Source organism: Pseudomonas sp. Z4-20 (assembly GCF_051131955.1).
In the GTDB taxonomy this organism is placed as follows: domain Bacteria; phylum Pseudomonadota; class Gammaproteobacteria; order Pseudomonadales; family Pseudomonadaceae; genus Aquipseudomonas; species Aquipseudomonas marvdashtae.
In genome coordinates, this window is sequence record NZ_CP071641.1 from 1,195,169 (window position 1) to 1,212,255 (window position 17,087).

The following is a 17,087-nucleotide window of genomic DNA, read 5'->3' on the forward strand; positions in this document are numbered from 1 at the left end:
TGAAATGCCCCGGCGCCACCATTCAGGATGCGTAACGGGTCATCTTTGTGGAGACGTTCATGTCGATAAATAAAACCTGGCTTGCCTTTTTGCCTGCCTTGTTGCTCAGCGGTGTTGCGCCGTCTTATGCCCAGCAACAGGCTTCGGTTGCCCAAGACGTTTCGCCAATTTATGAATCACTCGAAGGCCTGCCGTTCTCGTCATCCGTGCGTGTTGGGCCAACGGTCTACTTGTCGGGTGTGTTGGGTCTTGGCTCGGACGGTCGTCTGGTCGAGGGCGGGGCCGCCGGACAAACCAGGCAGGCTATGGATAATCTCAAGGCGGCGCTCGAGCGGGCTGGATCTTCTCTTGAACACGTCGCCAAGTGCACCGTGATCCTTGCCGATATCAAGGACTTCGCCAGCATGAACGACGTCTATAAAAAATACTTCAATTCCAGGCGGCTGCCGGCTCGCACGACGTTCGCGGCAAGCCTGGTGCGTGATGCCCGGGTAGAAATTGAATGCGTGGCTGTCATGTCCTGAATAATTGAGGAGTGGCGGCGGGCCCTGTCAGGCTTCCACTCAATTCATAAGCCGTCAGTTCCGCCTGGTGTGCCGCCAGGATTTCCGGCAACGAACCTCTCAGGTACTCGACCCACGTCTTGATCTTCGCGTCCAGGTACTGGCGCGAAGGATAGATGGCGTAGAGGTTCAGCTCCTGAGAGCGATAGTTGGGCATGACCCGCACCAGCGTGCCGTTGCGCAAGCCTTCGATGGCGGCGTACACCGGCAAGACCCCTACACCCATGCCGCTGGTGATCGCGGTTTTCATCGCATCGGCGGAATTCACCAGGAACGGTGAACTATTGATGGTCACCATCTCCTGGCCTTCCGGGCCGTCGAACACCCATTTCTCCAGCGGAATGACCGGGCTGACCAGGCGCAGGCAGGCGTGGTTGAGCAGGTCGCTGGGTTTTTGCGGACAGCCGCTGGCCTTCACATAGGCGGGCGACGCACAAACGATGCTGTAAGTGATCCCCAGGCGCTGGGAGACGAAACCTGAATCCGGCAGCTCGCTGGCGAGGACGATGGAGACGTCGTAGCCCTCGTCGAGGATGTCTGGCACGCGGTTGGCCAGGGTCAGGTCGAAGGTCACGTCCGGATGGGTCTTGCGGTAGCGAGCGATGGCGTCAATCACGAAGTGCTGGCCGATGCCGGTCATGGTGTGCACCTTCAACTGCCCGGCCGGGCGCGCATGGGCGTCGCTGGCCTCGGCTTCCGCCTCTTCGACGTACGCCAGGATCTGCTCGCAACGCAGCAGATAGCGTTTACCCGCCTCGGTCAGTGCAATGCGGCGCGTGGTGCGGTTGAGCAGGCGGGTTTGCAGGTGGGCTTCGAGGTTGGAAACCGCACGCGAGACGTTGGCCGTGGTGGTGTCCAGTTGCGCGGCGGCAGCGGTGAAGCTGCCGGCTTCAGCAACACAGCTGAACGCGCGCATGTTTTGCAAAGTGTCCATGGAGGGCTCTCTTGGGAGGTGGCAAATTGTGACATGAAGTTACGGCGCTACGGGACCCCGACCGATCGATTATCACGTTAACGGTAACAAAGAATCACAGAAAGATTGGCTTATCGCCGTTGGGGGCGATGCCTAGAATTGCCGCCACTGTGGCGCGGTCCCTGCGTTTCCACAGTTCCCCCGACTTTCTCTCCCAGGAATTTGCGCCAGTGCCGCGTTGCATCAGCAGAGAGCTGAAGACTCTCAGTGTTTGGGTTTTGACGTTGACCCTCGGCGGTTGCATCGGCACGGGAGGGATTGCGCCGCAAGGCAAGGCGTTGTCGGCCAACCAACTGGCGACTGATGAAGCGATTCGCCAGGCCGCCGGCGAGGCCCACTGGCCCACCCGTCAATGGTGGAAGGCCTATGGCGACCGACAACTGGATCGCTGGATCGCTTTGGCTGTGCAAGACAGCCCGAGCCTGGCGATGGCCGCCGCCCGAGTGCGGCAGGCCAAGGCCATGGCCGGTGTCGCGCAGGCCGCCGAGTCGCCGCAGGTTAATGCCGAGTCCACCCTCAAGCGTCACAACTGGCCGACCGATCAGTTCTATGGACCCGGCGAGCTGGCCGATACCACTACCTGGGACAACAACGCCGCCCTGGGCCTGAGCTACGCCTTGGATTTATGGGGACGTGAGCGCAACGCCAGCGAGCAGGCCGTCGATCTGGCCCATGTCAGCGTCGCCGAAGCGCGGCAGGCGCAGTTGGAGTTGCAAAACAACATTGTGCGCGCCTACATCGAGTTTTCGCTGCACTACGCCCAGCGCGACATCGTCGCCGCGACGCTCGATCAACAGCAGCAGATTCGGCAACTGGCGAAAAAGCGCCTGGACGGCGGCATCGGCACCCATTTTGAAGTCAGCCAGGCCCAGGCGCCGTTGCCCGAAACCCATCGCCAACTTGACGCCCTCGACGAAGCCATTGCCTTGAGCCGCAATCAACTGGCGGCGCTCGCTGGCAAGGGGCCGGGAGAGGGCGCGCGCCTGCAACGGCCGAGCCTGGCGCTGGGTGCTCCGTTGGAATTGCCCTGCGCCTTGCCCGCCGAACTGCTCGGTCAGCGCCCGGATGTGGTTGCTGCGCGCTGGCAAGTGGCGGCCCAGGCCCGTGGCGTCGATGTGGCCCGGGCCGGTTTTTATCCCAATGTCGATCTGGTCGGCAGCCTCGGCTACATGGCTACCGGCGGCGGGGCGTTGGAATTCCTGACCGGCAAGAAACTCACCTACAACGTCGGGCCGGCCATCTCGCTGCCGATCTTTGACGCAGGGCGCTTGCGTGGAGCGCTGGGAGAAGCCGCGGCGGGTCATGACATCGCCGTGGCGCACTACAACCAGACCCTGGTGAATGCCCTCAAGAGTGTTTCCGACCGATTGATCCGTCGCGAGTCGATGGACAGGCAACAGGCCTTCGCCGCCGAATCGGTGGCCGCCGCCCAGCGCACCTACGACATCGCCATGGTGGCGTTCCGGCGCGGCCTCACCGATTACCTCAACGCGCTCAATGCCCAGAGCCTGTTATTCAAGCAACAACAGGTACTTCAGCAAGTAGAAGCCGCGAGATTGACTGTCCATGCCGATCTGGTGACGGCGCTGGGTGGCGGGTTGGAGGCTGGCAGCGACGTGCCTGATGTGAGCCACGGTGCCGAATAGAAATTTCATGAGGACTCTACGTGCCCCCTTGCGCCGGCTCCATTGCCTCGAATGGCGCCGTGGTTTCTTCGACTGGGCCCGCAGCGACGGAGTGACCTGGGTCTACATCTTCAAAGTGTTGTTGGCCGCGTTCTTGACGTTATGGCTGGCGATGCGCCTGGAGCTGCCACAACCGCGCACGGCCATGATCACGGTGTTTATCGTCATGCAACCCCAGAGCGGCCAGGTATTGGCCAAAAGCTTCTATCGCTTGCTTGGCACCTTGGTCGGTTCGACGGTGATGGTCGCATTGATCGCCTTGTTCGCCCAGAACACCGAGCTGTTCCTCGGCTGCCTGGCCATCTGGGTCGGAATCTGCTCGGCGGGGGCGGCGCGTTATCGCAATTTCCGGGCCTACGGGTTTGTGCTGGCAGGCTACACCGCGGCAATGATCGGCCTGCCGGCCCTGGCCCATCCAGAAGCGGCGTTCATGGCGGCGGTCTGGCGCGTGTTGGAGATTTCCTTGGGAATACTCTGTGCGACCTTGGTCAGCGCCGCGGTCCTGCCGCAAACCGCGAGCGCCGCCATGCGCAACGCGCTTTATCAGCGCTTCGGCGTATTCGCCCTGTTCGTCACCGATGGCTTGCGCGGGCGCAGCCAGCCCGAGGCATTCGAGGCGCGCAACGTTGGATTCATCGCCGAAGCGGTGGGCCTGGAAAGCCTGCGCAGCGTGACTGTTTTCGAAGATCCGCACATGCGTCGGCGCAACGGTCGGCTCAGCCGCTTGAACAGTGAGTTCATGGGCGTCACCACGCGTTTCAATGCCTTGCACCAGTTGCTCGAACGTTTGCGCGAAGCCCGGGCGGATCACGTGATAAACACCATCAAACCCGGTTTGCAGACCCTGGCCGAATTGCTCGATGGCTTCAGCGCACGGGCCTTGACCGATGCCGATGCGGCGCGTCTGGCGGCGGCACTGGCTGACTACAAGGCCGACTTGCCGGCCTTGGTGCGCCGGTTGCGGGCGCTCTTCCAAGAGACGGATCCCAGTGATGCGCAGCAGTTGGATTTCCATACGGCCTACGAGCTGCTCTATCGCTTTGTCGACGACTTACACGGCTACGCCCAGACCCACGCGTCCCTGACCGATCATCGCCACGAACGCGAACGCTGGGACGAGCCCTTCGTGTCGCAGACCAACGGCTTGGCCGCTGCGGCTTCCGGGTTTCGCGCAGCCTTTATCTTGCTGGTGCTGGGCAGCTATTGGGTCGTCACGGCCTGGCCGAGCGGCGCGACCATGACGATGATCGCGGCCGCCACCGTGGGCTTGTCGGCCGCCACGCCGAACCCCAAGCGCATGGCGTTCCAGATGGCTTGTGGGACGTTGTTCGGGGCGTTGATCGGTTTCGTCGAAATGTTTTTTGTCTTCCCATTGATCGACGGCTTTCCTTTGCTCTGCGTGATGCTGGCGCCGGTAATCATGCTGGGCTCATTCCTCAGTTCACGCCCGCAATACGCCGGCGTCGGGCTGGGGCTGCTGATTTTCTTCAGCACCGGCTCGGTGCCGGACAATCCGACGGTCTACAACCCTTACACCTTCATCAATGATTACATTGCGATGATCCTCGGCATGCTGGTGTGCGCGGCGGCTGGTGCGGTCATCCTGCCACCCAACAGCCGCTGGATGTGGCGTCGACTCGAACAGGACCTGCGTGAACAAGTGGTGTTTGCCATCAGCGGCAAGCTCAAGGGCCTGGCCTCGGGCTTCGAGAGTCGCAGCCGTGACTTGCTGCACCAAGCCTACGGTCTCGCGACGGGGCAGCCGCAGGTGCAACGGGAGCTGTTGCGCTGGCTGTTGGTGGTGCTGGAGGTCGGCCACGCGATCATCGAATTGCGCAAGGAACAAGCAATCCTGCCGGTGCACCCGGCCTATGCCGAAAGCCAGCCATGGCGACAGGCGATCCGCCTGATGGGACGAGCGCTGGTGCGGCTGTTCCGCCAGCCTGGTCAGAACAATCTGGAACGGGCGCGGATGGCGGTCGACGATGCGATCAGTCGCGTGCAAGCCACTGATGAACCTTTCGCCGCGCATTTCGACACCTCGGCCCTGCGCCGGGTGAAAAGCTACCTGCACTTTATCCGGACCTCGCTGATGGACCCGCAATCGCCCTTGTCGGCCCACGCCGCGCCGCTGCTCCAGGAACCTCGACATGCCTCGTGAGATCGCCTTCCATGGCGTGTACATGCCCACCATGACCCTGATGTTTTTCATCGCTGCCGGCTTGGCCTGGGCGCTGGACCGTTTCCTTTCGGGGCTGGATCTGTACCGTTTTTTCTGGCATCCGGCGTTGCTGCGCCTGAGCCTGTTTACCTGCCTGTTCGGCGCGCTGGCGCTGGCGGTCTACCGTTGAGATCGAAGCCATGAAAAAATTTTTCAGCCTGATGGCGACGCTGCTGGTGCTGGCCCTGGCGCTGTGGATCGGTCGTACGCTCTGGGTGCATTACATGGATACGCCCTGGACCCGCGATGGTCGGGTGCGGGCCGACATCATCAACGTGGCGGCCGATGTCAGCGGCGAGGTGCTCGACGTTCCAGTGCGTGACAATCAGCAGGTGAAGAAGGGCGACCTGCTAATGCGCATCGACCCCGAGCATTACCGCATCGCGGTCAAACAGGCCCGTTCTCTGGTGGCGTCGCGCAAGGCCACCTGGGCAATGCGCAAGGTCAATGCCCACAGGCGTGCCGACCTGGACAGCCTGGTGATTTCCCGTGAAAACCGTGACGACGCCAGCAACCTCGCCGACTCGGCCCTGGCCGACTACCAGCACGCCCAGGCGCAACTGGAGGCCGCCGAGCTGAACCTTGCCCGCACGCAAGTTCGCGCGGCGGTGGACGGCTACGTCACCAACCTCAACGTGCACCGGGGCGACTACGCGCGAATCGGCGAGGCAAAGATGGCGGTGGTGGATATGAATTCGTTCTGGGTCTATGGCTTCTTTGAAGAGACCAAGTTGCCCAAGGTGCGGGTCGGCGATCCCGCGCAGTCGCAGTTGATGAGCGGCGAGGTGCTCAAGGGCCATGTGGAAAGTATTTCCAGGGGCATCTACGACCGTGACAATCCCCAAAGCCGTGAATTGGTCGCCGACGTAAACCCCACGTTCAACTGGGTGCGCCTGGCCCAGCGGGTACCGGTGCGCATTCACCTGGACGAGGTGCCGGATGGCGTGCTGCTGGCGGCGGGGATGACGTGTACGGTGGTGGTCGAGCCGCACGACAAGCGCTGAGATCACTGGCTACTGATGGGGTGATGGTGAGATTTGGTTCACCCCACAGCAGCCAAAAGCCCAATTCGCGATGATTACAGCGATTTCCCCAACCCAAACCGTTTCATCAATCCCTTCTCCAGCAGCGCCTTGGGTAATAAACCCGCCATCAACGGCAACGCCCGGCTGCCATTGCCCAGACGCAACAAGCGCGGCGGTTTGGGTTGTTGCACGGCTTTGAGCAGCCCTGCGGCGAGTTCGCTGGCCGGGGTCGGGTTGTCCTGGGACGCCTTGGCGCGGGCGCGGATACCCTCACGCAAGGGCCACCAGGGCGACTGTTCGCTGATCAGCTGTTCGGCTTCGTGGCCGGCATTCTTGGCGAAGCTGGAGGCGATGGCGCCGGGCTGGACTTCCATCACGCGAATGCCGAACGGCGCCAGTTCCATGCGCAGCGCATCGCTCAAGGCATGCACCGCTGCCTTTGACGCGCAATAGGCGCCGGCGAACGGCGTGACCAGCACCCCGGAAACGCTGCCAATATTCACCACCAACCCCTTGGCGCGGCGCAGAACGGGAAACAGCGCGCGGGTCACGCCGACGATGGCGAACACGTTGGTTTCGAACTGGCGCTGCATGGCGGGCACACCGCCATCCAGCAGCGGTCCCATGGCGCCGTAACCGGCGTTGTTGATCAGGACATCAAGGCCGCCATGTTGCTGGTTGATCCTTTCGCTCAGTTTTTCCAAGGCCTGGCCGTCGTTAACGTCCAATTGCACGGCGGTGAACCCGGCGGCGCTGAGTAGCGCCACATCCTCAGCCCTGCGCGCACTGGCCCAGACCTGGTAACCGGCGGCCTTGAAGGCATCGGCGAGGGCACGGCCGATGCCGCTGGAACATCCGGTGATCAACGCAACGGGCATGGCGCTTTCCTTGTGTAACGGCGGATTTGAAATCAATTAGAGAAACTTCCCTGCAACCGCTCGGCGCGAAACTCCAGGGTTTGCGGGCGATAGCTGGGACGCAACGGCGGCAACGGCAGGCAGTCTTGCCAGTCGGCGCCAGGTTGCAATTCGCCGGGGCCGCGATAGCGCGGTGAACTGTAGACGTTCTCGGCCAGGTTGATGGTGTCGCCAGGCGCGTAGGCCGCTATTCGCCAGTGCAGCTCGGTCAACGGCACGTCGTTGCCATTTTTCAGGCTCAACGACAGCGGACGATCAGCAGGGCAGCGCTCAGGCGCATAGGCAATGCGCACATCCAGGCGCGCCAATTGTCGCGTTTCGCGGTTCTCCTGCCAGAGCACCCACGCCGCGACCAGTCCCAGCCCGATGAACGCCGCCAGAGACACTGGCAAGGCCTTGGCCGGGTAGCGCAGCAGCAGGATGAGCCAAGTGATGACCAGCAAAACGCCGATGAGCATGGTTGAAGCCTCCGTGACCTTCGCCACATCCTACCGAAGGGGGCGGGCCGTGGGTATTGCTCCGTCGTTGACCGTGCGTCGCCACTGTCACATCTGACAGTAGGCAGCCCGCTGGACTGTCGGCTAGATGGCTTGGACACCATGTCGCTACGATGGGACGTCTTATAAATGGGTTTGGATCATGGAACACCGACACTGACAGCCGTCGACGCGCGCGGTTTGCCGGTGCGTTCGGTCGGCTATTGCCGCAACGTCGAGCATGGCCCCGCGCAGCGGCGCATCAACCGCAGCCGCTTCGATATGGCCGGACGCGCGGTGAAACAGTGGGATCCGCGCTTGTGGGCTTTGCAACGGACGGATGAGACGGCGCCGGCCAATCTTTCGGCGATCTATTCGCTGTCCGGCGCCACGCTGCATACGGACGGCGTCGACGCGGGCATACAGACCGGTCTGCCCGGTCTTGCCGATGAAGGCTTGTTGGGCTGGGACGGGCGAGGGACGCAGCGTGAGATTTTATATGACAACCTGCTGCGTCCCGTGGCGGTGTTCGAGCAAGGCACCAGCCAGCCACGTCGCTGCACCGAGCGCATGACCCACGGATACCCCGGCCAGGGCGATCAGAACCACAATCAGCATGGGCAATTGATTCGTCACGACGACCCGGCGGGTACGCTGGTGCTCGCGTCGTTTGCCTTGGCGGGGCAGAACCTTGTCCAGGATCGTCGTTTCATTCTCGATGCCGCGCCAGCTGACTGGCCGGAGTCGGAAGCCGATCGCGAGCTCTTGCTTGAACCTGGCGACGGCGCCGTTTCGACGTGGCGCATCGGGCCGCTGGGGGATGTGCTGGAGCAGGTCGATGCCAGGGGAAATCGACAACGGCAAAGCCTGACGCTCGATGGCCGGATGTCTGGCAGTCAATTGCAGTTGGCGGAGCAGGGCGAGTGGCAGTCGTTGGTGAACGACATTCGCTACGACGCCTTTGGGCAGATCGAACAGGAAACGGCCGGCAATGGCCTAAGGACCACGCTCATCTACAGCCCCGAAGACGGGCGGTTGATAGAGCGTCAAGCCGTGCGCGCGGGCGATGTTCTGCAACATTTGCTTTACGCCTACGACCCCATGGGCAACGTATTGAGCATCGAGGACAAAAAACAGCCGATCCGCTATTTTGCCAATCAGCGCATCGAGCCAGTCAGCCGTTTTGCCTACGACAGTCTCTACCAACTGATCGAAGCCACCGGCTGGGAGGCGGGCGCCGCCAACCAGGGGCCTGACTCCGTGGGTCGTAACGACCCTGCGGCGGTCAGCAATTACCGGCAGACCTACCACTACGACGAGGCCGGTAACTTGTTGGAACTGACGCACGTCGGTGCCCAAAGCCATGGCCGGGAAATCAAAGCGGCCCAGTACAGCAATCGCTGCCTGCCATACCGCAATGGCGTGCCGCCCACGGAACAAGAAATCGCCGCCGCGTTCGATGTGCGGGGCAATTGCCTGGAATTGGACGCGGGCCGGTTCCTGGCGTGGGACCTGCGTAACCAGTTGAGTTCGGTCACGCCCATTGAACGCGCCTCGGGGCTCAACGATAGCGAGGCCTATATCTATGACGGCGGCGGGCAACGGGTGCGCAAGCTGCGGACCCTGCAAACCGGCGCTCGCACGCTGGCCGCCGAAGTACGTTATTTGCCGGGGCTGGAACTGCGCGCAAACAGCGGCACGGGCGAGGCGCTGCAGGTAATCGTCGCTCAGGGTGGGCTCAGCGATGTTCGGGTCCTACATTGGGAAAGCGCATCGCCGACCGGCGAGAAGGACTGCTATCGATACAGCGTTGCCGATCACCTGGGCTCGGTCGGCCTGGAACTGGCCCAGGACGGGCGGGTTATCAGCCGGGAGCACTTCTACTCCTTCGGCGAGACCGCGTATTTGGCGGGGGCTGACGGGGTCGGTGTCAGTTACAAGACAGTTCGTTATTCGGGAAAAGAACGGGATGCGACGGGGTTCTACTACTACGGCTATCGCTACTACATGCCTGGCTTGCAGCGCTGGCTCAATCCAGACCCCGCGGGAAATGTCGATGGGCTGAACCTGTACGCGATGGTGAGCAATAACCCACTTACTTTTCGGGACGCCGACGGGCATAACAAGACTGGAAAGTACGAAATTGAAATGGGCGTGAAAAATCGGCTCAAGCTCATAGCGGCAGCGCTTACGAGCCGTGTTAGCGTGTTTAAGCAAACCACGGGAAAGTACAGTGAAGTGAACGACTTCAAAGTGGTGGAGGTCGGTGCATTCAATGACTATCTGGTGGGAGGAGATGAGGTCAAACAGAATCTTCAACGCTACAAGCAACGCTATAAAACCCTCTCCAGCGAAACATTGCAGTCGAAGGTCGTTGGGCAGCCTTCAAACTTCGGTCTGGGGGCAAGCATTTCCGGTTATATGTTGCGCAGTGCCAATGAGGTATTTGTGGACGAGTCGATCAATCCGGACGCCTTGAACGGACACCCTGACTTCGTCGTTGAGCGGCGCTTTTTCGCAGTCATGAAAAAATCCGACAAATTGAAATCGCGTGAGGAGCGGCACATTTATGGTCTGGCCGAACTGAACATGCTTACCTCCAAGGGAAAAACGGAAGTGGATGTTGTGCAAGTGGTCGTTCATCCTGAAACCCAGGGTGACGGGACGTTGGAAAAAGAGGCGCTGGTAGGGGCCACCTCAGTGGTGCAAATGCCGATTCTGAAGGGAGTGGGTACATTCTTGACGGTGAACGCAATCAACGCGATTTCGAAGGGAGCGGATATCAGAAAAATCAGAACGGAAGCTGTCAATCCGCGCTCGGCCAGGATTGCCGAAAAGTTTGATGCCAAGAGAGTGGTCAATCAATAAAAAGCCCCCACCCAACCCGCTGCGGATAGGGGACGCAGTGAGCTGGATGGGGGCTTCTTGTTCTGCTGGTCGTTACTGCGCGATGGTCTTCACCGACACGCCGCGTTCGATCGGGGTGGAGCGGCCGTAGATGTCTTCGAAACGCTCGATGTCATCTTCACCCAGGTAGCTGCCGGACTGCACTTCGATGATTTCCAGCGGGATCTTGCCCGGATTGCGCAGACGGTGCACCGACGCGATCGGGATGTAGGTCGACTGGTTTTCGCAGAGCAGGAACACGTTCTCGTCGCAGGTCACTTCGGCGGTGCCGCTGACCACGATCCAGTGTTCGGCGCGGTGGTGGTGCATTTGCAGCGACAGGCACGCGCCCGGCTTGACCGAGATGTGCTTGACCTGGAAACGACCGCCCATGTCCACCGAGTCATAGGAGCCCCACGGACGATAGACCTCGCAGTGGTTCTGGGTTTCGGTACGGCCCTGGGCGTTGAGGGTGTTGACCAGTTGCTTGACGCCTTGGACCTTGTCCTTGTGGGCGATCATCATGGCGTCCTTGGTTTCGACCACGACGATGTTGTCCAGGCCGATCACCGATACCAGTTTGCCGTTGCCATGGATCATGCAATTGCGGCTGTCCTGGATCACGACGTCGCCTTTGGTGACGTTGCCGTTGGTGTCTTTTGCGTTGACTTCCCACAGCGACGCCCAGCAACCGACGTCGCTCCAGCCAGCCGACAGCGGCACCACGCAGGCGCGCTGGGTTTTTTCCATGACGGCGTAGTCGATGGAGTTATCCGGGCAGCAGGCGAAGGTGGCTTCGTCAAAGGTGATGGTGTCGGCGGTCTGCTCACTGCGCTCCAGGGTCAGTAGGCAGGTGTCGTAGATGTCCGGATCGTGCTTTTTCAGCTCTTCGAGGAAACGGCTGGCGCGGAACAGGAACATGCCGCTGTTCCAGAAGTAACCGCCGGCTTCGACGAATTCAGTGGCGCGCTTGACGTCGGGTTTTTCGACGAAGTGCGAGACGCGGCTGACGCCTTCAGGCAGCAGCGCATCGTTGGTCGACTTGATGTAGCCGTAGCCGGTTTCCGGCTTGGTCGCCGGTACGCCGAACAGCACCATTTCGCCACGCTCGGCGGCCACGGTGGCCAGGGCCAAAGCACGTTGCAGGGCTTTCTGGTCTTCCACCACGTGGTCGGCCGGCAGCACCAACATCAGCTCGTCGCGGCCTTCGTTGACCAGCATCATCGCAGTCAGGGCCACGGCCGGCGCGGTGTTGCGCCCGAACGGTTCCATCAGGATGCGCTGGGCTTCCAGGTTGCGAGCGGACAGTTGCTCGTTGACGATGAAGCGGTGGTCTTTGTTGCAGACCACGATCGGCGTGTCCATGCCTTCGAACACCAGGCGTTCGAGGGTCTGTTGGAACAGGGTGTGCTCGCCGGTCAGGGCCAGGAACTGTTTAGGGAATTGCTTGCGCGAAAGCGGCCAAAGACGTGAGCCGCTACCACCTGACAAGATCACCGGAATCATGTGTGTTACTCCTACAAAATCGAAATGGTTTTAGAGCTACTGCGTTCTGTCGTTTCACTCTCTTGTTGTTGTTCCAGGAGGGCAGCGGCAAGTTTCAAGCTTCAAGCTACAAGTCAAAGCTTGCCGCTTGAGGCTTAAAGCTCGCCGCTGCTCTTATCGGGTGGAAGCCGGACGCTTGACCCACACTGGCGACAGGCTGCTGCCCGAGCCGGTCACGTAGAGCACGGCTGCTTCGCCGCGTTCCAGGGCAACTGGCTTGAGGTCGCCGACTTTCTTGTCGCCTTCGAACAGGGCCAGGCTTACTTTCACCGGGTTGATTTCACGTTCGCCACGGCCCTTGGCCGCTACGTTCGGAACCACTTCGGTCTTGCCGTCAGCGGTCTTGAGGGTCAACGCCTTGTCGGTGAGGTTCTGCACGCGTACCAGAGATTTCTGCTTGTTCTTGAACGGTGGTTCTTCGATCAGTTGTGGCTGGCCGGTGGCGTTGTTGACCAGGGTGTAATAGTGATCGGAAGCCAGTTTAACCGGAACGGTCTGGCTGCCCACCTTGGCGCTGTAGTCGCCGCCAGGCATGAAGCTGAAGTCGCTGCTGGCCAACGGGGCCACGTCGCTGATGTTGGTGCTGCCGACGGTGGCGCTGACTTCGGCGTTGCTGGCGTTGTAGATGCGCACGAAGCTCGAACCTTTTGGCGCGACCGGGCCGTACAGGGCCGAGTCACCGGCGAAGGCTGAGAAGGACAGGGCACTCATGCTGGCGACCAGGGCAACGGCCTTGAAGGAGCGAGCAGCGAGACGGCGAGGAGTAGTGTTGAAAGTCATGGTGGACCTCTCTTTCAGTTTTGCGCCCGGTCGGGCGTCTCGGATTGTGTGTTAGCAGCTACGTTCTGTTGGCGGGCACCGGCTTGCTTGAGCTCGGCGACCCACTGCGGATCGGCGTCGCCGATCTCGTTGTTCACTGGCAAATAACGTTCTGGAAACTCCCAGATCAGCACTTGTGGCGGGCTGTTCTTGAAGGCGTCGCTCTTGAGGTAGCTGAGCATCGGCAGAATCGGGCCATGGCCGTCTTCGGCGTAGTTCACGACGTCGCTGTGCAGGGCTTGCTTGAGTGCACCGACGAAGTTCCAGGTTGGGTTGGCGCTGTAGCTGGTACCGATCAGGGCCACGGGCACCTGGGCATCGGCAAACAACGCGTCATCGCTGGCCGGCTGGTCGTCGGCTTCGCGAGTGTTGCGTTTGACCAGCGGCTCCTGGGCTGGCATCAGGTTTTCAAACAGCGGGTCCAGCGGCAGGAACTGACGCAGGTCGCCCTTGTGGATGATCTTTTCAGCAGGCTCGGTGACGAAACGCTGTGGCTCGCCGTTAAGAGGAGTACGTTCGGCAATCGCCTTGGCCAGATGTTCCGCAGCGATTTGCGCGCCTTCCGGCGTCCAGTGGGTGTCGGTGCGCAGGAACACTTGCTGGCCGCTTTGCTTGGCCTGTTGCATCGGGCCGAGCAGGTCCGGGGCGAGGATTTTGTCTGCCGCGACACGGGCGTGGAAATCCTGGTACAGGCTGGCGTGAATGCTCGAAGGCTTCACTTCACCCAGGTATTCCGGGTACAGCCGCGCCTTGGCCGGGACGATCGCCATGACCAGGGTGATGCCCTGTTCCTTGAGTTTCTGGCGCACGCCTTCGACCAGTGCGTAGTTGTCCTGCAGGTTCTGTTCTTCGTTGACGATCGGGTTGAACTCTTCGTCGCTGTACAGCCACTGATCGCGGCCCAGGACCACGCCTTTGCGGCCTTCGTTGAACAGCTTGTAGTCCAGCGCAGCCCAGATGTTGGTGCCCAGGCGCTTGATCGGGAACTCTTCGTCGTAGTGCGTTTCCACGGCCTTGGCCCAGCGCCCGTTGAGCACGGTCGCGTCGGGGTTGGTGCTGAAGCCGAGGAAGCTGCGCATCGACCAAATACCCAAGGCTGTCAGGATCAGCATAAACAGCGCGACGTAGAAGATGCGTAATGAGCGGGTCATGTTCAGATCCCTCAGAACTGGAAGTAAAGGAACGGCGAGAAGCTTTGCGCCGACAGTTTGAGAATCGAGGCGATGAACAGCACCAACACCAGGGTGCGCATCACGTAGCGCGACCAGTCCACGGTCCAGTAGGCCGGTTGCACCTGGGCTTCGACGCCGACGGTGTAGCCTGGTTCATGGATGGTCGACGGGTTGTCGCCCGGTACGGCTTTGATCAGCCCCGGTTGCGCGGTGGCAGGACCGTTGGCTTCGGTGCTCTGTTCAGGCTTGGCCTTGACCGGCGGACGGTTGGTGTAGAAGTCGCGCAGGCCGAAGAAGGCGAGGGTGATGTAGGCCACCGCCAACGTAGCGATCTGCAGGCCGGTGAGGTTGGCGCGGGTCAGTTCCGACAGCGACCAGTCGCCAAAGCTGAACATGGCGCTGTACATGCGACCGGCCACGTGCAGGTTTTCGGCACGGAAGATCACCCAGCCCATCACCACCAGCAGGAACGTCAGTGCCCAGCGGATCGGGTTGATGCTGCGCGGGTTGGTGTCGATACCCACCGCTTTCTCGATGGCCAGCCACATGCCGTGCCAGGCACCCCAGATCACGTAGGTGATGTTCGCGCCGTGCCACAGACCACCGAGGAGCATGGTCAGGAACAGGTTGCGATAGGTCATCAACGTGCCTTTGCGGTTACCGCCAAGGGTGATGTAGAGGTAATCGCGCAGCCAGGTCGACAGGCTGATGTGCCAGCGACGCCAGAACTCGGTGATTGACTGGCTGATGTACGGCTGCTTGAAGTTTTCCATGAAGCGGAAACCCATCATCAAGCCCAGGCCGATCGCCATGTCGCTGTAGCCGGAGAAGTCGAAGTACAACTGCGCGGTGTACGCCAGGGCGCCGAGCCAGGCATCGCCGGTGGTCGGGTTTTGCAGGGCAAAGCAATGGTCGGCCACCACCGCCAGGGTGTCGGCGATGAACACTTTCTTGATGAAGCCCTGCATGAAGCGCGTGCAGCCTTCGGAGAACTTGTCCAGCGTGTGGGTGCGGTTGTTGAACTGGTCGGCCAGATCACGGAAACGCAGCACGGGGCCGGCAATCAGGTGCGGGAAGATCGCTACGAATGCCGCGAAGTCGATCAGGTTGCGGGTGGCCGGGGTATCACCACGATAGACGTCGATGATGTAGCTGATGGACTCGAAAATGTAGAACGAGATACCGATCGGCAGCAGCACGTGAGTCAGGATGAATGGGTTGAGCCCGAAGCCGGAGATGATTGCGTTAAGGCTGTCCACGCCAAAGTTGGCGTACTTGAAGTAGCCCAGGATGGCCAAGTCGACGCCCACGCCGAGCAGCAGCCAACGCTGGGCTGGTTTGGTGCGCACACCGGCGGCGCCGACTTTCAGGCCGATCCAGTAGTTCCACAGGGTGACGCCTGCGAACAGGGCCAGGAAGTCCACCCGCCACCAGGCATAGAACACATAGCTGGCGATGAGCAGCAGCAGGTTGCGATAGCGTTGCCCGCTCAAGTAATACAGGCCGAGAAAGATCGGCAAGAATAGGAACAGGAACACATTGGATGAAAATACCATCCCGATCTCTCCATGTTGAATCAACAGTCAAGGGCCAGAGCCCCCCCAAACCCCCCCATTGAAACCGGGGGGGCATTGCATTTCGAACACTTACTTACCCGTGGCGAGCATCAGCTTCCTTTCTCGCCTTTTTCCCGCGAAGGGTCATACACCCGGGTCAAGTCGCCGCCGAGTCGAAAGGTCTTGAACGGCTGCATTTCATGCTTGCGTTCCAGCACGTCTTCGGAGCAGGTGTAGAGGCTGCAGAACGGTTCGAGCCAGGCAAATTTCGAATCGATCTTCAGGTCTTTCATGTCCTGCTCTTCGCCATTCTTCTCTTCGAAGATATCCGGGTCCTCGACGCCGGCCAGCACGCGGTCACCCAAGCGCTTGAGGGCACCGTTGTTTTCCTGGCGCAGGTCCACGCCATTGACCTGGGCGAAACTGGCGATCATCGCCAGTGGCGGCAGGGCATAGTTGTGGTAGGACAGGGCCCGTTGCTTGCGCTTGAGCTCATTGGGCAAGAAGCCTTCGGCGTCGACCTGGTTGACGCCTACCTTGTATTCCTTGACGGCCCAGTCGAACAGGTCGCGACGGTTGGTCGCCACGGAGGTGGCCATTACCGACCAGGCGGCCCAGTACGAGTGGTTGTTGGTTTTTTCCAACGGCAGGTTGTCCCAGTCGCTGACGACTTGGTCGGCCATTTTGCTGAACCAGCCTTCGATCAATTGCGCTTGCTCTTGACGGTTGGCCAGCGGGCGCGACTCGGAGAACTTCAGGCGCACGTAGGCCGAAGCCATGCTGCCCAAGGCCCATTTGCGCATGGACTTGCCGGTGTGGTTGAAGTCCTTGGACATCAACGCATCGGCCTGGGCCCAGGCGGTCAGCCAATTCAGCGTGCATTCCAGTTGCTCGGGGCGACCGTCGCGCATGAACTGCATGACTTGCTTGCTGATGCCGCGCTCGATCTTGGTGATGTCGGCGGTGCTGTCACGGAAAGCTTTTTCCGACTGCACGTTCAGTGTCGAGCGAGCCTTGTCGGAGCCCTCGTACTTGCTGCGAAACTGCAGCGAGCCGGTATACGGCGTCGGCACGGCATCGCAACTTTGGCCGCCATTACCTTCCTTGACCTTTTCGATCGGTGCGAAGTAGCCCTGCGGCGGACGCAGCGGGGCCGAGGCCTGCGTGGCCCCGGCGAACATCGCCAAGGCCAGCAGCGACGGCGCCAGCAGCGTTTTCAGCGTTCGGGTGCGCATGGTTCTAGTCATGA

The 17,087-nt window shown here is 61.0% G+C and carries 14 protein-coding genes; 6 read left to right on the forward strand and 8 right to left on the reverse strand.

Annotated elements, in window-relative coordinates; all coding sequences use genetic code 11:
- The first annotated feature begins 59 nt into the window (after positions 1 to 59).
- Positions 60 to 524: a RidA family protein gene (locus J3P82_RS05610; RefSeq protein WP_434561363.1), complete on the forward strand. Its 465-nt coding sequence runs from the start codon at positions 60 to 62 to the stop codon at positions 522 to 524.
- Here J3P82_RS05610 and J3P82_RS05615 read toward each other — a convergent pair.
- A complete protein-coding gene (locus J3P82_RS05615) occupies positions 514 to 1,497 on the reverse strand; it encodes a LysR family transcriptional regulator (RefSeq protein ID WP_434561365.1) in 984 nt (327 codons plus the stop codon). The two genes, J3P82_RS05610 and J3P82_RS05615, sit on opposite strands and share 11 nt — an antisense overlap.
- 209 nt (positions 1,498 to 1,706) lie before the next feature.
- Between J3P82_RS05615 and J3P82_RS05620 the strand changes: the two genes are divergently transcribed.
- Genes J3P82_RS05620 through J3P82_RS05635 form a run of 4 tightly spaced genes read left to right on the forward strand, consistent with a single transcriptional unit; the run spans position 1,707 to position 6,446 of the window.
- Entirely contained in the window at positions 1,707 to 3,182 is a 1,476-nt protein-coding gene (locus J3P82_RS05620) for an efflux transporter outer membrane subunit (RefSeq protein ID WP_434563718.1), read from the forward strand.
- 7 nt (positions 3,183 to 3,189) lie between these two features.
- Positions 3,190 to 5,382: an FUSC family protein gene (locus J3P82_RS05625; protein ID WP_434561367.1), complete on the forward strand. Its 2,193-nt coding sequence runs from the start codon at positions 3,190 to 3,192 to the stop codon at positions 5,380 to 5,382.
- Positions 5,372 to 5,572 (forward strand): DUF1656 domain-containing protein, encoded by a 201-nt coding sequence (locus J3P82_RS05630; protein ID WP_186610974.1) that lies wholly within the window; start codon positions 5,372 to 5,374, stop codon positions 5,570 to 5,572. The genes J3P82_RS05625 and J3P82_RS05630 overlap by 11 nt, the downstream gene beginning before the upstream one ends.
- A 10-nt stretch (positions 5,573 to 5,582) precedes the next feature.
- On the forward strand, positions 5,583 to 6,446 hold the full coding sequence (locus tag J3P82_RS05635; RefSeq protein WP_434561369.1) for an efflux RND transporter periplasmic adaptor subunit: 864 nt from the start codon (positions 5,583 to 5,585) through the stop codon (positions 6,444 to 6,446).
- A gap of 74 nt (positions 6,447 to 6,520) precedes the next feature.
- Here the strand turns inward: J3P82_RS05635 and J3P82_RS05640 are convergent, their stop codons facing one another.
- The gene (locus J3P82_RS05640; protein ID WP_434561371.1) at positions 6,521 to 7,345 is read right to left on the reverse strand and encodes an SDR family oxidoreductase; all 825 of its coding nucleotides are present in this window, start codon (positions 7,343 to 7,345) and stop codon (positions 6,521 to 6,523) included.
- 32 nt (positions 7,346 to 7,377) lie between these two features.
- Entirely contained in the window at positions 7,378 to 7,842 is a 465-nt protein-coding gene (locus J3P82_RS05645) for a multidrug transporter (protein WP_434561373.1), read from the reverse strand.
- Between the two features lie 168 nt (positions 7,843 to 8,010).
- Between J3P82_RS05645 and J3P82_RS05650 the strand changes: the two genes are divergently transcribed.
- Positions 8,011 to 10,728, forward strand: coding sequence for an RHS repeat domain-containing protein (locus tag J3P82_RS05650; protein WP_434561375.1), 2,718 nt, complete (start codon positions 8,011 to 8,013; stop codon positions 10,726 to 10,728).
- A 72-nt stretch (positions 10,729 to 10,800) separates the two neighbouring features.
- Here J3P82_RS05650 and J3P82_RS05655 read toward each other — a convergent pair whose 3' ends face one another.
- The 5 genes from J3P82_RS05655 to J3P82_RS05675 form a co-directional block, all read right to left on the reverse strand.
- Entirely contained in the window at positions 10,801 to 12,252 is a 1,452-nt protein-coding gene (locus tag J3P82_RS05655) for a mannose-1-phosphate guanylyltransferase/mannose-6-phosphate isomerase (protein WP_434561377.1), read from the reverse strand.
- Between the two features lie 153 nt (positions 12,253 to 12,405).
- A complete protein-coding gene (locus J3P82_RS05660; RefSeq protein ID WP_434561379.1) occupies positions 12,406 to 13,071 on the reverse strand; it encodes an alginate O-acetyltransferase AlgF in 666 nt (221 codons plus the stop codon).
- A gap of 14 nt (positions 13,072 to 13,085) precedes the next feature.
- Positions 13,086 to 14,261 (reverse strand): alginate O-acetyltransferase, encoded by a 1,176-nt coding sequence (locus tag J3P82_RS05665; protein ID WP_434561381.1) that lies wholly within the window; start codon positions 14,259 to 14,261, stop codon positions 13,086 to 13,088.
- A gap of 11 nt (positions 14,262 to 14,272) precedes the next feature.
- On the reverse strand, positions 14,273 to 15,838 hold the full coding sequence (locus J3P82_RS05670) for an MBOAT family O-acyltransferase (RefSeq protein ID WP_186638388.1): 1,566 nt from the start codon (positions 15,836 to 15,838) through the stop codon (positions 14,273 to 14,275).
- Positions 15,839 to 15,948: 110 nt separating this feature from the next.
- Entirely contained in the window at positions 15,949 to 17,085 is a 1,137-nt protein-coding gene (locus tag J3P82_RS05675) for a mannuronate-specific alginate lyase (RefSeq protein ID WP_434561383.1), read from the reverse strand.
- Between the last annotated feature and the right edge of the window lie 2 nt (positions 17,086 to 17,087).

Excerpts from the sequence above, each read along its gene's own strand:
- J3P82_RS05660 (WP_434561379.1), bottom strand. The coding sequence starts at position 13,071 with ATGACTTTCAACACTACTCCTCGCCGTCTCGCTGCTCGCTCCTTCAAG.
- J3P82_RS05675 (WP_434561383.1), bottom strand. The coding sequence starts at position 17,085 with ATGACTAGAACCATGCGCACCCGAACGCTGAAAACGCTGCTGGCGCCG.
- J3P82_RS05655 (WP_434561377.1), bottom strand. The coding sequence starts at position 12,252 with ATGATTCCGGTGATCTTGTCAGGTGGTAGCGGCTCACGTCTTTGGCCG.
- J3P82_RS05615 (WP_434561365.1), bottom strand. The coding sequence starts at position 1,497 with ATGGACACTTTGCAAAACATGCGCGCGTTCAGCTGTGTTGCTGAAGCC.
- J3P82_RS05650 (WP_434561375.1), top strand. The coding sequence starts at position 8,011 with ATGGGTTTGGATCATGGAACACCGACACTGACAGCCGTCGACGCGCGC.
- J3P82_RS05610 (WP_434561363.1), top strand. The coding sequence starts at position 60 with ATGTCGATAAATAAAACCTGGCTTGCCTTTTTGCCTGCCTTGTTGCTC.
- J3P82_RS05635 (WP_434561369.1), top strand. The coding sequence starts at position 5,583 with ATGAAAAAATTTTTCAGCCTGATGGCGACGCTGCTGGTGCTGGCCCTG.
- J3P82_RS05665 (WP_434561381.1), bottom strand. The coding sequence starts at position 14,261 with ATGACCCGCTCATTACGCATCTTCTACGTCGCGCTGTTTATGCTGATC.
- J3P82_RS05670 (WP_186638388.1), bottom strand. The coding sequence starts at position 15,838 with ATGGTATTTTCATCCAATGTGTTCCTGTTCCTATTCTTGCCGATCTTT.
- J3P82_RS05645 (WP_434561373.1), bottom strand. The coding sequence starts at position 7,842 with ATGCTCATCGGCGTTTTGCTGGTCATCACTTGGCTCATCCTGCTGCTG.
- J3P82_RS05630 (WP_186610974.1), top strand. The coding sequence starts at position 5,372 with ATGCCTCGTGAGATCGCCTTCCATGGCGTGTACATGCCCACCATGACC.
- J3P82_RS05640 (WP_434561371.1), bottom strand. The coding sequence starts at position 7,345 with ATGCCCGTTGCGTTGATCACCGGATGTTCCAGCGGCATCGGCCGTGCC.
- J3P82_RS05625 (WP_434561367.1), top strand. The coding sequence starts at position 3,190 with ATGAGGACTCTACGTGCCCCCTTGCGCCGGCTCCATTGCCTCGAATGG.